At 60.4% G+C, this 14,194-nt stretch carries 13 protein-coding genes; 7 read left to right on the top strand and 6 right to left on the bottom strand.

What is annotated here, in order from left to right; genetic code table 11:
* Positions 1–33: 33 nt before the first annotated feature.
* A complete protein-coding gene (locus ACIQWP_RS02000; RefSeq protein WP_402781549.1) occupies positions 34–1,533 on the bottom strand; it encodes a sensor histidine kinase in 1,500 nt (499 codons plus the stop codon).
* The gene (locus ACIQWP_RS01995; protein WP_402781546.1) at positions 1,530–2,255 is read right to left on the bottom strand and encodes a response regulator; all 726 of its coding nucleotides are present in this window, start codon (positions 2,253–2,255) and stop codon (positions 1,530–1,532) included. The genes ACIQWP_RS02000 and ACIQWP_RS01995 overlap by 4 nt, the downstream gene beginning before the upstream one ends.
* A gap of 579 nt (positions 2,256–2,834) precedes the next feature.
* On the opposite strand from ACIQWP_RS01995, the gene ACIQWP_RS01990 reads away from it, so the two are divergent.
* The 4 genes from ACIQWP_RS01990 to ACIQWP_RS01975 all read left to right on the top strand — a co-directional run bounded on the left by ACIQWP_RS01990 (position 2,835) and on the right by ACIQWP_RS01975 (position 5,366).
* Positions 2,835–3,092, top strand: coding sequence for a hypothetical protein (locus ACIQWP_RS01990; RefSeq protein WP_402781543.1), 258 nt, complete (start codon positions 2,835–2,837; stop codon positions 3,090–3,092).
* Positions 3,093–3,162: 70 nt separating this feature from the next.
* Positions 3,163–3,741 carry a flavodoxin gene (locus ACIQWP_RS01985; RefSeq protein ID WP_402781540.1) on the top strand — a complete coding sequence of 193 codons (579 nt, stop codon included), beginning with the start codon at positions 3,163–3,165 and terminating at the stop codon, positions 3,739–3,741.
* Positions 3,742–3,892: 151 nt separating this feature from the next.
* Entirely contained in the window at positions 3,893–4,486 is a 594-nt protein-coding gene (locus tag ACIQWP_RS01980; protein ID WP_402781537.1) for a class I SAM-dependent methyltransferase, read from the top strand.
* Between the two features lie 223 nt (positions 4,487–4,709).
* The gene (locus ACIQWP_RS01975) at positions 4,710–5,366 is read left to right on the top strand and encodes a hypothetical protein (RefSeq protein ID WP_402781534.1); all 657 of its coding nucleotides are present in this window, start codon (positions 4,710–4,712) and stop codon (positions 5,364–5,366) included.
* A 69-nt stretch (positions 5,367–5,435) separates the two neighbouring features.
* Here the strand turns inward: ACIQWP_RS01975 and ACIQWP_RS01970 are convergent, their stop codons facing one another.
* The 3 genes from ACIQWP_RS01970 to ACIQWP_RS01960 form a co-directional block, all read right to left on the bottom strand.
* On the bottom strand, positions 5,436–6,623 hold the full coding sequence (locus ACIQWP_RS01970; RefSeq protein ID WP_402781531.1) for an arabinose transporter: 1,188 nt from the start codon (positions 6,621–6,623) through the stop codon (positions 5,436–5,438).
* Between the two features lie 319 nt (positions 6,624–6,942).
* Positions 6,943–7,572, bottom strand: a complete 630-nt coding sequence (locus tag ACIQWP_RS01965; protein WP_402781528.1) for a ParB-like protein — start codon at positions 7,570–7,572, stop codon at positions 6,943–6,945.
* Positions 7,573–8,205: 633 nt separating this feature from the next.
* On the bottom strand, positions 8,206–8,898 hold the full coding sequence (locus tag ACIQWP_RS01960) for a phosphatase PAP2 family protein (protein ID WP_402781525.1): 693 nt from the start codon (positions 8,896–8,898) through the stop codon (positions 8,206–8,208).
* A 271-nt stretch (positions 8,899–9,169) separates the two neighbouring features.
* On the opposite strand from ACIQWP_RS01960, the gene ACIQWP_RS01955 reads away from it, so the two are divergent.
* Entirely contained in the window at positions 9,170–9,862 is a 693-nt protein-coding gene (locus tag ACIQWP_RS01955) for a response regulator (protein WP_402781522.1), read from the top strand.
* On the top strand, positions 9,859–11,091 hold the full coding sequence (locus ACIQWP_RS01950) for an ATP-binding protein (protein ID WP_402781519.1): 1,233 nt from the start codon (positions 9,859–9,861) through the stop codon (positions 11,089–11,091). The genes ACIQWP_RS01955 and ACIQWP_RS01950 overlap by 4 nt, the downstream gene beginning before the upstream one ends.
* A gap of 88 nt (positions 11,092–11,179) precedes the next feature.
* On the opposite strand, the gene ACIQWP_RS01945 is transcribed toward ACIQWP_RS01950, so the two are convergent.
* Positions 11,180–12,904: a hypothetical protein gene (locus tag ACIQWP_RS01945; RefSeq protein WP_402781516.1), complete on the bottom strand. Its 1,725-nt coding sequence runs from the start codon at positions 12,902–12,904 to the stop codon at positions 11,180–11,182.
* A gap of 259 nt (positions 12,905–13,163) precedes the next feature.
* Between ACIQWP_RS01945 and ACIQWP_RS01940 the strand changes: the two genes are divergently transcribed.
* Entirely contained in the window at positions 13,164–14,147 is a 984-nt protein-coding gene (locus ACIQWP_RS01940) for a helix-turn-helix transcriptional regulator (RefSeq protein WP_402781513.1), read from the top strand.
* Positions 14,148–14,194 lie beyond the last annotated feature (47 nt).

Below are 14,194 nucleotides of genomic sequence, written 5' to 3'. Positions count from 1 at the left end.
CGCTTCAGAGATTCCACGAAAAACTGAATCGCTCTAGTGCTCCTGCCCGGCAAGCTTGAGCGATTGCGCACGCTTTTTTCGCCTGCTCAGCCGCGACGACGGCGTCTTGACCTGCCCTTCCTGCGGCAGGGAGATGATCGCCTTCAGGCCGGGATTGTTGGGCTGGAGCAGGATGTCGCCGCCATGCTGACGCGCAACGGCACGCGCAATCGACAGACCCAGGCCGACGCCGCCCGTACCCCTGTTTCTCGATGCTTCCAGACGGAAGAACGGCGCGAATACCTTTTCCTTCATATCCTCAGGTATGCCCGGGCCATTGTCTTCGACAACGATATCGATGGTACTGGCAGAATGGCAGACATAGACCTTGGCATGGCCGCCATAACGCGCCGCATTTTCTGCAAGATTGCGGACAGCACGGCGCAGCCCGTCGGGCCGGCAGCGATAGGTCGTCTTCGGTCCTTCGATGTATTCCACCGGCAGGCCGAGATCGGCGAGGTCATCGCAAATGCTACCGACCAGAGCCTCCAGTTCGATGGCCCGCGTTTCCTCTGCCGTGGATTCGCCGCGCGCGAAGGAAATGGCGGCTTCCGTCATGCTCTGAAGCTCGTCGATGGTCGACAGCATCTTCTGCTGGATGTCGGCGTCCTTGACGAATTCCGTTCGCAACCGAAGCGAGGTCAGCGGCGTCCTGAGATCGTGGCCGATTGCGGCCAGCATCCTGGTGCGGTCGTCGACGAAGCGGTGCAGACGCTCCTGCATCCTGTTGAAGGCTTCGGCCGTGCGCTTGATGTCGTCAGGCCCCTCTTCCGGCAGCGGTGGAAGATTTTCGCCGCGCCCCAGCGCCTCCGCCGAGACCGCGAGCCGCCTGAGCGGACGCGCGATGCGGCTGGCGATGAATACGCCGATCAGCGAGAGGATGAGCGCGGTGGTCGCCAGCGAAGTAAGGGACTTCATATCCCACCATCGGTCAGCGACATTCTTGTAGAATGCCGTGTTCAGCCAGACGCCGTCGTTGAGCTTGACAACCAGGCCGTATCCGTTGCGATCTCCGAAATAAACAAATTTTGCAGGCTGCGGCAGGCTCCAGAGAACAGACGGCGGAGTAACCCAGCCGTCGGCCGCATTTGCCGCCATGGCTTCCCCGGACGTCAGATGACCGATATCGGAGTTCGAGCGCATACCGTACTTCCCGGCAAGATCGATGAAATTTTCGATCGGTCGGGCAAGTTCGTTCGCCGCGCGGGAGCGCCATGCATTGGTATCCGTCGGCTCCAGCGGCGAGAGCCAGAAACGGGAATAGCTGGTCTCGCTTGCCAGCAGAGCCTGTTCACGCAATGGCTTCGGCATGGATTCCATCAACCGCGTGACGGAAGCGCACCGGCTGAAGAATTCGCTCTTCATGGCCGCATGCAGCGCCTTGGTGCGCTCATCCCAGGAAATCGAAAATGTCAGGGCCTGCGAGACGACAAGGGCAAGCAGGGTAAAGCCGATGAACTGGGCGGCAAGGCTCCTCCTCCACCAGTAGATCATTCGAACCCCACATCCGCCGAAAGGCTGTAGCCGCCGCCCCAATGCGTCTTGATGACCGAGGGGTTCTTCGGGTCCGGCTCGATCTTCTTGCGCAAGCGGCTCACCTGATTGTCGATGCTTCTGTCGAAGATGTCGGCCGTTCTGCCGACCGTCAGATCGAGAAGCTGATCGCGGCTCAGCACGATGCCCGGACGTTCGAGGAAGACTTTCAAAAGTCGGAACTCGGCTGTGCTGAGGGGAATACCGACGCCATCGTCGCCGGAAAGCTCCTGCCGCCCCATGTTGACGCGCCACTGGCCGACGCGAACGACCTTGGCCTTCTTCAGCGTTTCCCGCTGCTGCTGCGGCACGCCGTTGACCCGGCGCAGGACCGCCCTGATACGGGCCAGCAATTCGCGCGGGTTGAACGGCTTCACCAAATAGTCGTCAGCCCCCAGTTCGAGGCCGATGATACGGTCCATATCCTCGCTCATGGCCGTCAGGAAGATGATGGGGGTCTCCGTCGTCGCCCGCAGATGGCGACAGACCGAGAGACCGTCCTCACCGGGCATCATCACGTCGAGAACGATCAGATCCACGGCGCCGCGCTCCAGGATTCGCCGCAGGGCAAGCCCACTGTCGGCGACACTGATCTTGTAACCCTGCTGCTCGAGGTACTGGCCGACAAGGTCCCTTATGTCCGAATGATCATCGACGACAGCGATATGTGCAGCTTTTTGCATGACAGTTTCCATGATCTCAAGCCACTTTATAGAAGCTCGTTCCGGCCCGCATCGAAAAAAGTGTATCAAAGTTTCGCATAGACCGGAGGGTTGCGCCTCCTCCGGTATTGCCGACAGGTTGGCGACTTGACTGGAGCCGCGGCCAGTCGTGTCTAAAGGATGCGGATTTCATCAAAACTGTCCTCAAAACCCAATCAAGAATTCGGCGCAGGGCCCCCTGCGGCTGACAAACTATCGGGCGGCTGTCGCAGGGATGTGCCGCTCATCGGCAAATTTGTAACAAGCTGTCGCAACTCCCGCGCCGTCAATATCGACTGCCGCGACGGAATGCGGCGGAGAGATCGCACGACGCCAATAATGGTCAAATCCAGCCGTTCCCCCCGCAAAGCAGGCCGCTTGCGACAACGATCGCGCGGCCATCGCCGTGCTGGCCTGCTCTGGCGCTGATGGCTGATACCGCCATCCCCGGCGACAGGCTTTTACATCTTCGGCACAAAGCTGCGACATGACCGGCCTAACCTCTGGCTCGAAAATCACTTGCTCGGTCGAGAACGTCGAACCTGACAGGAGGATATGGAATTGGCCATAGAACTATCGCAGATCGCAACGCTTCGCCGCGTCCTCGAAATCTTCTGCACACGGCACGAACTGGAGTTTGCCGACCGGCCGGCGATCATCGCCGCCCGCGAGCTGATGAAATTCGCAGACGAAGGCGAAACCGATCCCGCCATTCTGGAACAGCGCCTCGATGAGGCGATGCAGACTTATGGCGAGCGCGCACCTCTGGCTTCAAGGGCCGTGGCATCGATGGGCTCTTCGCCTGTCCGGCATCAATAGCCGCCTGCGATCAAGATTGTCTCGTCATCTTCGGCATCCGAAAACCTCTTTGAAATCCGAAGGCAAGCCCATGAACCTTTCCCGCCGCACCATGCTGACATCGATGGTGGCCGCAGCCGCCGCACCCAGATGGAGCCTCGCCGCAGACGCGCGACGGGTTCTGGTTGTCTATTATTCCTACACCGGCCACACCGGGGCGGTCGCCGAAAAGCTCCGTGCATTTCTGGCGGCCGACCTTTACGAAATCCAGATGCGCGCGCCCTACCCACTCGACATGCAGCGCGCAGCCGAGCTATCGAAATACGAGCTGGAGACCGGTGAACTTCCCCCTTTGCTCGATAATCTTCCCAGGCCTTCGAAATACGACCTGATCCTCGTCGGCGGCCCGGTGTGGTGGAACACCATCACGCCGCCAGTGATGAGCTTCCTCGAACATACGGACTTCGAGGGACGAAAGGTCGCTCCCTTCGCCACATACGTGCTGGAGCCGGCGCATTACGAAAAGAATTTTGCCGCGCAGGCGCGCAGCGCTTCTCTTCTGTCGAGCCTGATGGTCAGCGAGTTCGAGCTCATACAGGGACAGGCAGACAAAGCCATCACATCCTGGGCCCTCAAAAACCTGCAGAAGGACGGGCCGCAAGCCCTCTAGGTTCGCCGACGCACTTGGATCACGTTCCTCCGCTGCCGACGCAGACGGCAGCCTGATGTCACGATGGCGCTGCTTTCACCGCGATACTGTGATGCCCCGGCTTCAATGATATCCTATGTTGCCGGAAGCCATCCACCGACGGAGATCCTCAATGGGCGAAGCATTTCCTGCGACATCGATGCCGGACCGCGACTGGTGGGCGGCGCTCTGGCCAAATCCGCTCTCCATCCTGGAAGCGCTCGGCATCATGCCCGGCATGACGGTTCTCGATCTTTGCTGTGGCGATGGCTACTTCACAGCGCCGCTGGCAAGACTCGTCGCCGGAAAGGTCTATGCGCTCGATCTGGATGAGACGATGATCGAAACGGCGAGGACAGAAGCCGCGCGACAAGGCGTCTCCGTGCGGAAATGGATACATGCCGATGCCCGCGACATTGCCGGTCACCTTCCCGAAAATGTCGATTATGTCCTGATGGCGAACACGTTTCACGGCGTTCCCGATCAGCCCGGCCTCGTCCGCGCCGTTCGTTCGGTACTCGCTCGCAAGGGATTGTTCGGCGTCGTCAACTGGGAGGCACGGCCGCGCGAGGAAACCACGGTGCTCGGGTTGCCGCGCGGCCCCCGGACCGAGATGCGCATGACGCCGGCAGAGCTCGCCGCGATTGCCGAGACCGGCGGCTTCAAGCCCCAGGCCGTGATCGAGCTGCCGCCCTATCACTATGGCATGGTTTTCGCCGCATCGTAGCCGAGCCGCAAAGCCGTCCCGCCGCCGCGCAACCTGCGGGCCACAATGAAGCGCCATCCCGTGAGCCAATCCTCTCTCAATACAACGCAAGGTCGGCGCAACTAGCCTCGTGCAAGCCAGGGGCGATAGTGCTTGCGTGGGTGAACGATTGCGGTCTTGCCGGGAGCGGCGAGCCGAGCTGTTCGAACACCGATGATCATTGGGGCAGATCGGAGATATCGGCATGGTAAACAGCATCAATTCGCTGCGGCTTCTCAACACGCACAACACGATGAGGACGCTGTACGGCGGGAATACGGCGGAGAGCGATACGTCGAGAATCTCGCGATCGGCAAACTCGCTGGCAAACAGCGCCTACAATTCGGTTCATTCGAACAGCAAGCTCAGCATCCTTCTTCAGGGGCTGTCGTCGAACAACGCATCCACGAAAGCCGGCACCGCACCTTCGGCTGCGAAGCCGATCGACAATATCTCATCCAGTGATTTCATGAAGGCGCTCAACGCCAAGCTGAAAGCCTCCTCCTACGATCCCGTCAGCGGACAGCAGTCGAAGGCAATGTTGAACGCGCTGAAGAGCGGAAATCTGTCCGTCTACGATCCGACCAAGGGCGTCGCGATCGACGCATGGAATCCGGATGACAAGACCAGCAAGGCCAGCAAGCCCGAAACGATCGAAAGGGGCACCTGGAACGAGTTCCTCAAAGAGCATCTGAAACGCGATGGCAAGGGAGCCCTGGTCAGGACGAGCGACGGCAGCTACCTCGACAAGGCTACCGGACAGAATGCGTTCTTCGGTACGATCAACGGCAAATACTATTATGCGACGTGGCCGTCGGCGACCGCAAGCGAGGGCGCAACGCCCGCAAAGACGAGCGGCTGACATACAAACAAAAATTGTACAGTGCTTTAGGCGGCCCCCAAAGCCAAATCGTGGGGACCGCCATACCATTCAATTGAACGCGACCGCGCGCATCCTGCGAAGCGAGAGCGCGATCAACAGGCCGATGAGCGCAGCGACGGTGCCGGCCAGGAAGACGCTGCCATAGCCGGCCCGGTCGGCCAAAAGGCCGGCGAAAGGCCCGGTCAGCCCGTAGGCAAGATCCTGGAAAGCCGAGAAGCCGCCGAGCGCGGTGCCGCGCAGATGCGGCTCCACCAGCCGAACGACTTCCCGGCCCATGGCGGGATAGATCATCGAGCATCCAAGCCCGGTCAAGAATGCACCCGCCAGCGCAAGCATCGGATCGGTGGCATTCCAGATCAGCAACTGGCCGACCGCTTCGACGGCCAGTGATCCGACCGCGACCCGCAGGCCACCGACACGATCGGGCAGATGACCGAAGAGCACACGCATCAGCACGAAGCCGACGCCGAAGGCCGTCAGGCCAAGCCCGGCATAGCCCCAGCCCTGGTCGAGGAAGTAGAGCGTGAAGAACGCACCGATCGCGGCGAAGCCTATGCCCTGAAAGCACACGACCGCTCCATGCAGCCAGATCCTGCCAATAACAGTCCAGAACGGCGGACGCTCCGCACCGGGATGAGGCGCGACACCGGGAACCCGCCAGATCGCCAGCAAGCCAAGGAACGGCAGGATGGCGCTGATGGCCATCGTACCGGCAAAGCCGAACCGGCTGAACAATGCCAGGCCGATCGGCCCGCCCACGGCAAGCGCCCCATAGATGGCGGCGCCGACCAGCGCGAGGACCCTGCCCGAACGCGCCGGGCCGACGAAGCCGATGCCCCAGGCGATAATGCCGACCGCAACCAGACTTTCGCCCAGCCCCAGAAGCAGACGCCCCAGAAGGAGGAGCAGGAAGGACAGCAGCGGCGTGTGGGTCGCAAGGCCGGCAGCCAATGCCGTCAAGGCACCGGCAACATAAAGGGCAAGGCCCCGCATGACCGCCACCTTGGCGCCGCGATGGTCCGAGAGGCTGCCAGCGTAGCCGCGCGTGAGGATGGTCGCGAGAAAGGCGATGCCGACGCCGAGCCCGGCCCAGACATTGCCGAACCGCAACTGCTCACTCACATAAAGCGGCACGATCGGAAACGACATGCCGATGCAAAGATAGGAAATGAAGAGAATGGCGCTCAGCAGCAGAAGGCGGCCGCGCGCCGGATCGGGTGTCGATTGAAAAGCCATGATGATCTCCAGGCTTTTCCTCGATCGGCGAAGGCATAAAAAAACGCACTCCGACCGGCGAGGATCGTTGAGTGCGTTGCTTGACGTCAAACGCTTACGGCCAGCAAGGCCGGCTGGATTTGCTTTAAGGGCTTGCCGAATGTCTGTCAACACGGCGCTGGCGAAGCTGAGACGTCAGTCAACGAAGCTTGAGGCTTTCGCTGAGGACATCGAGCTGCCCATGCGGCGCGGCTGGCACCACTCGCAACGCAAACGCGCCGTCACCTGGTCTGTAAAATCTTCAATTTATCCCGCATCCCGGCCGGATGCGGGGAGCGGATTATTCCGGTACAGGACCGCACCAACCCGGCAGGTAATCCGCGTCCTTGCCCTTGGCAAGCTCGTGCGCCTTTTCCAGCGCGGCGTTGAAATCCTTCTCCAGATCCTTGCGCTTGATGCGCCGGCGCAGGAAATCCGCCCAGAGAAATTCGCTGAACGGCGTCGTGTCCTTGGCGTAGCCGCCGACATGCCGCAGCTCACCGGCGAGCGAACGATAGGGATCGTCGATCAGATCCTTGATGCTCTTCGGAATGTCCTCATAGCCGCGGCGCTTCCCTTCGTCGTCAAAGGGGTGCATCCAGTCATGGCAGTCCATGACGAACCAGAAGGAGTCCCGGTCAAGCCGGGAAAGATCGGCGACGGTCGTCACCAGAACGTCCTTCACCCCCTCTTCGTAAAGCGCGAGGGAAAGATGGTGATGATCGATGACGTAATATTTTCCGCGCGGTCCGCGGATGGCCGGCACCATATGATTCCCGAGGAATTCACCGGCCTTGTCGCCCTCGGCTTCCGCCTTGAGGCGCCAGGCCTTGCGCTTGGCCTTGACCTCGCGCATGCCGACGGTGATCTGGGTGGGTTTCAATTCTTCGATCGGAACTGGATGCAGGATCGGTTCGCGCAGCGTAACCATTTGAAAGCTCTCCGCAAAGACAGGACGATACCAGCGTAGCACAAGCGGCCGATCCGGCAAGATCGGCGCTACGCGCCGCTTGTGAGCCAAATTGCCACGGCCATATGACAGCTGGCCGCGAGGAGCATACTCACACTTGCACGATCGGATCGCCCATCAGGCGGCCGTTTTGATTACCGTGAACTGCGAACGCCTGTAGAAGGCCATCATTTCCCGTTCAAAACTTTCAACGGCAAGTACGACCCATGGCTCATAATGGTCTTTGCGGGAGCGCATCCTGCGTCGGCCATCCATGTCGAGCATCCCACGCAACGCCCAATCTACCAACCCCATCCCATCACTCTCACCCTTGCCCAGGTTCCTGCGCCATCCGCCCTACCGGCCTCAATCGCGTCCGGCGGCATGGCCAACGGTAAATAGGTAACCCTTGATCGAAGGAAAGGTGAAGAAACGTTGTATTAAGGTTTGTAACATGCGTTTGCTTGGCACTGTCGCATTGCGGCGACACCCGGCGCCCGATCATGTCTCGTAAAGGTCGGAAAACAGAAGTGAATGAGGGTCTTCGCATAAACGCCGCGCACCATCGAGGCACGGATATTCGGAATTGCCGACGCCAGATTCCAAAGCAACGCATCATCGGAACATCAGGCGCGTGACATAACGATCGATCGCCCTCGAATTCATTTCGATCCAGCGCCAGATCATGGCCATGGCAAACATGGTCAAGAGCCATCCGAGCATCACATCGGACAGGAAATGAGCGCCGAAGATCACACGGTTGAATGCGACGAACAGCAGGCATGGCACCAGGATGACGACGGCAATCCATCTGCGCCCGGCAGGCACGAACACCAATAACGACAGCGCCGCAGCCGCAGCGGCGGCCTCGCCCGAAGGGAAGGAGCAATTGCGGGTACACGCCGCCGAGAACTGCCATACCGGGGTAAAATCGGCGGTGCCGCCGAATTCGATCAGGTCACGCGGACGCACGCGTCCGATCGCGACTTTCAGCGTCTGCACGACCAGCAGCGGCCCGGCGGCAAAGCTCAGGAGTACGAATAGCGGCTTGTGGGGAGCGCAAAACCGCAATCGCCGCGGCAGAAAGACATGCAGGACAATGATGACAGCCATGGTGCCGAGAACGTAGGGCTGGCTTTGGCGGGCGACGTCCCTGACGGCTCTCAGCCAGGGATTCTCGGCCAGCCAGAAGACATGTCCATGGGCAAACAAGCGCGCAACGGCCAGATCGAGTTTCGGAAAAACCACGAAGACGAAGCTGGTCCAGACGATCAGCATGCCGATGAGCGCCAGGTCTTCATCCGCCATTGCGTGCTCTTGCTGCCGGCGCGCTGGATCGGAATGAGAATTCCAAGACTGCGATGCAAACTTCCACATGCCATATCTCCAAAGGCGGAACGGCGCCAACCTGAGCCCCGATTGTCAAGAAATGGCGAAGATCGCATCAAGGCCGTGTTCAGAATCGGCCATCAGACGGTCCGAAAGCCGTTTGGAAATTGCGGAAGCCGGCTTTGTCCGCAATAGTAGGGTTCAGACGGCAAAGCCGAGCGGAAAAACGGAAGAAACACAGGGCGCTAGCGTGGACAACAGTCTCGTTCTCATCGTGGAGGATGAACCGGCAATCGCACAGATACTGGAGGGTTATCTGACGCGCGACGGCTTTCGCACGGTTCGCGCCAGCGACGGCGAAATGGCGCTTCAGCATCATGCGCTTCTGAAGCCCGATCTCGTGCTATTGGACGTTCGCCTGCCGAAACTGGATGGCTTTGGGGTGCTCGGTCGCTTGCGCCAGGCCGGCTCGACGCCGGTCATCATGGTTACGGCCGTCGCCGACGACATAGACCGCTTGAGCGGGCTGCGCCTCGGCGCCGACGACTACGTCGTCAAGCCGTTCAACCCGCAGGAAGTCGTCGCCCGCGTCAGGGCGGTGCTGCGCCGGACACAGGGCGATCGCACGGAGGCTATCAAACGTTTCGGCGCGCTGGAGGTCGATTTCAACAGCTACACCGTCTTCATCAACAAGGATGAGCGGCGCATTGCATTGCCGCTGACCCTCAGCGAATTCCGCATCCTCGCCTACATGATCCGCCATCCGACCCAGGCTTTCGCGCGCGCCGACATCCTCGATGCCTGCCTGCCGGAAAGCGACGCCCTGGTGCGGACCGTCGATACGCACATCTCCAACCTCAGGCGCAAGCTGGAGGAAATGGGGCAGATCGGCTTCTTTCCTGCCGTGCGTGGCATCGGCTATCGCTTTTCGGACCCAAGATGAAGAAACCAAGATTTCCGAGCACGCCGCTTGCAACGCTCACGGCCATCGTCATCACGATCATGCTGCTACTCAGCGTCGGACTGACCTATCTGGGGGTCAACTGGTATGCCACCTATCTGGAGCAAGGCATCACCGATACCCTGCCGCCCCAAGCCGCAATCGCCTACAAGATGCTGAGCGAAAGTAAGGTACCGGATGGGGATTCCCTCAAGCTCCTGGTCGAACATCTCAATTCGCTGACGGAACCGACGGATCTCAAGGTACAGCTTTCCGTGCTCGTCTTCGGCCTCACCTCGGCACTCCTATGCGCACTTATCGGGATCTTTCTGGCGCGGCGGCTTACGCGCCCGCTCGAAGACCTCACCGCCGCCGCCGAAGGCCTGAAGTCCGGCGACTTCTCCGTCCGCGTCGCCGCCTCCTACCGCAGCACGCGCGAAGTCGCGAGCCTTGTGGGAACCTTCAACGCCCTCGCGACCAGCCTGGAAACCATGGAGGAACGACTACGCTTCAACAATATGGCGGTTGCCCACGAGTTGCGCACGCCGTTGACCATCCTGCAGGGATCGCTGCAGAGCATGCTCGACGGCGTGTTTCCGATGGATCGGAAAATCATTTCCGATCTCCTTCTGCAAGTCGAAGGCCTAGGGCGGGTCGTCGAAGACCTGCGCACGCTGTCCCTGGCCATCGGCCAGAAGCTCGTGATGGATCGTCAGCGCGTCGACGCATCGCGATTGGTCGAAACCGTTATCGCCTCGGCAAAACCCATGCTGGAGGCGAGCAAGCTGCGGGTCGAAGTGGGGCTGAAGCCCGTCTGGATCTCGGCCGACTCGCCGCGCATCCGCCAAGCCGTGCTCGCACTTCTCGAAAACGCCTGCCGCTACGCCGCGGAAGGCGGCTGGCTGCGATGCGAAACCGAGCAGCTGGCGGACAATAGCGTCGTCATCCGCGTTCTCGATCGCGGCCCAGGATTTCCGCACGACATGGATGCCATTGCCATCAACCCTTTCTGGCGCGGCGACTCCTCGCGTTCGCGCGCGACCGGCGGCACCGGACTGGGACTATCCGTGGTACAGGCAATCGCTCTCGCCCACGGCGGACATCTGGAATTCGCAAACCGGCCCGAGGGCGGCGCCATGGTCGCAATCCATTTGACCGATAGCGGCATCGCGGGAGAGCCGCGCGGCTTGGCGCAGCAGGATGCCTTCTCCCGGCAATGCCGGCTTTGCTGACCAAGGCCATCGCCGCTGGAAGAGGCGAGCCGATGGACGCCGTCAAGGCAAGGTCAGCCTTGCATCAGATACGCCGAGTTGCCGGCAACTAGAAGAGAGCGTCCGCAAAAAGATCCTCGTCGCTGGCCGGAGCCGGCGCGCTTTCGACGACGGGGCTGACCGTGCCGAAGATGCCCGCATGTATCTCTCGTTCGGCGGCCATGGTGTAGATCTTGAAAATGCGCTCGGAAATGACCGCTAACGGCCCTTCCAGCCCGGTCGTATCGACGAATGCGCTCCGCGCGCTGCCGGCCTCCTTCGTGCAGGACGCCAAAGTCTCGCCGATGCCGGCGCGGAAATCCAAACCCTTGACGACATCGGTGACCTGCGAGGTCATGGTCTCGCCGCAGCGGCGCAGCTCCTGCACATTGAGATCCATCGATGCGCCGGCTTCACCAATATGGGCAAGGGCCGTGTCTATATGCGTGCCGAGACCGATGGAGTTTTCCTCCTCGCCGGCCTGTCGCCAGTCCTTGAGGCCGGTCGCCTGCGTTTCAAGTTTGCCGAGTCCGACGAGTATCTTCTCTGCTTCCTCATCGAGCAGCGATGCGAACGAGCGCAGCTCGCCTGCAACAACATTGATGGCCCGCCCTTCCTCGCCGAGCTTGCCGCAACGCAGGTTGGTATTGAGGGCCATATATTGGATGTCGCGCCGCACGAGCTGAATGGTCAGGATGCTGGTGGTCAGTTCCTTGACCATCTCGGACGTCTTCTCGCTGAGCCGATTGGCGCCGGCTGCGGCCACATCGATACGATCGACGACGACCCGGGCGGCGGAGAGATCGCCGCGCAATGAGTGGATCGGGCTTTTGCCATCCTGCCCGCTCTGCGACATCATCGTCCGGTATAGATCGAGCAACGTGCCGATATCGCCGCTAAAGCTGCGGATATTATCGACGATCTTGACGGTCTCACGGTCGAAGCTCTTGGTCGTCTCGCCGAGCAGCTCGAAGAGCAGCGTCATTGCCAGTTGCGACAGGCGCCGGCGATCGGCGGCGGAAAGCTCCACCGGGGCCTCGGAGGCAAGATACCCTTCGACAATGGCATGCGCCGTCTGGCAATGCTCGACCCGCTGCCGCGTGATATCGCCGATCTGCATGGCCGATAGCGTATGGGCAACCTTGTTCTGGATCTTGCGCGCAAGACCGGCGACCGTCTCCGCCAGCTCGGAAAGATTGCGGCGCTGGACCTGGATTTCCTCGGCGTTCGATATGAGGCGCTGGGCGATGGACGGGATGCCGTTGAGATGCTGTGCCAGAGAACCATCTTCATTTGCCGTGGCGGCTTCGATCTGCCCTTCGAGCGAACGGATCTGCAAGGAGAGCGCTTTGACTTCCTTGGCGGCGAATTCGATGCGCTCGACGATCTCGCTGGCGAAACTCGAAAAGTCAGGAATGCGCGCGCCCGCTATCTTTGCCGTCGCGGCAAAGGTCCTCAGATAGCGCAGCGTCTCCTCCATCGAGAGCACGTGCTCCGCGAGCCGCTGTCCGGCCTGCCCGATGGCGGCAACGCTGTCCTGACGCCGCGTTTCGGCTGGCGGCAGCTTGTTCAAAAGGTCCACCGTCTGGAGCAGCCGCGCCGTGGCTTCGCTCGCATTTTCCTCCTTCAGCGAATTGCCGATATGCTCCAGCAAGCTGACGAGTTTGGCGAGCGCTTCCGTGACCGTGATGAGGACTGCACCACCATCCAGGAAGCGCTGCTCGATCTGCAATCGGGCGCTTTCCAAACGGTCGACGAAGCTATCCGTCGAAGGGATAAATTGTCGGCTTGTCACTGCATACGCCATACTGTTCGGACCTCGCCCAAGACTGCTCCCGGCAAACTAAGGCGAACAGAAAAACACGGAGTTAACGCAAGGGACGAAACAGGGCGTCTGCCCGCAACCCCGGCCCTTCGCCGCCGCCGCGAAAGCTCTGGGCAAGACCCGCATCCTATAGCTGGCAATCAGCAAGTCTCGTCTTGGCGCAGGCCGCCGGCCGGCTCTGCCTGCAATCCCATCCTCAAACGAGTCCGCCAATGCTGACTGAAGTAAGATGAAGATAGCTACCGAGAAATACGCATGGTCGTCCTGCGAACCCGCCGAAATACGGGAAAGATTGAGGGACCTCGACATATCGGTCGTCTTCGACCGAAGGCTTGGCAATCCGCTTTTCCATGTCGACGTCACGCTGACGACGATCCGAAGGATGACAGCTTGGAAGATTCTTTCGAAAACAGGTTATGAAATCCATTATCTGTTTGATCCCGCCGACCGGATAGAGCTGCACTTCGTCGAAAGCGGCGTATTTCAGGTTGAAACGGAGGACCAGGAATTCACGGCTACGGCAGGAACCGCCTTCATGCTGCTGTCTCCCGGCTCCACGAAAATCATGGCATCCACGAATGCCCGCAAGATCGCGCTTGCCATACCCCGCATTCAATGCCTGCCGTTGATCGATATCGGAAAAGACGATCCTGAGTTGTTTTTTCGGCCCTTCGCCACAATGGCTAACATTGGCGAGAAGGGAATAGGAACGATCCACCGCATGACGGCCTTGCTGCTGGAGGCAGACGAACACCCCTTCGCCGGCTCCCCATTGGGTGCCTCTCTTTTCAAGGAGGCGCTCATTACGGCCTTTGTGCAATCATGGCCGCGATCGGCGCAGAAGACCGTGATCCAGAGTGCGCGCCCGCGCAACCTGAAGCGGGCGCTGGACTGGATTCAGACCCATCTGGGCGACGAGTTCACCGTACTCGACATTGCAAGAAATGCCGGGCAGAGCGTGCGCAGCCTGCAGCTTTCCTTCCAGCAGAACATCGGCATGAACCCCCTGAACTACGTGCAGCGCCTGCGGCTGCAGCAGATCCACTACGATCTGCTGCACGGCGATACCGACGAGAACATATCCGACATTGCCGCACGCTGGGGTTTCAGCCACATGGGATATTTCGCCGCGCGCTATCGCGCCATCTATGGCGTGTCCCCATCATCGACGCGCACCAGCCGTCGCGATTTCGATACGGCTAGCAATATTTAATATCAGAAAAACGCAATCTTATCATTTAATCGCAGTTAATTACAAAA

The organism is Rhizobium sp. NPDC090279 (assembly GCF_044769665.1).
Lineage (GTDB): Bacteria > Pseudomonadota > Alphaproteobacteria > Rhizobiales > Rhizobiaceae > Rhizobium.
Note: the sequence above shows the minus strand (reverse complement) of the source record. Positions and strands in the feature narration are given on the sequence as shown.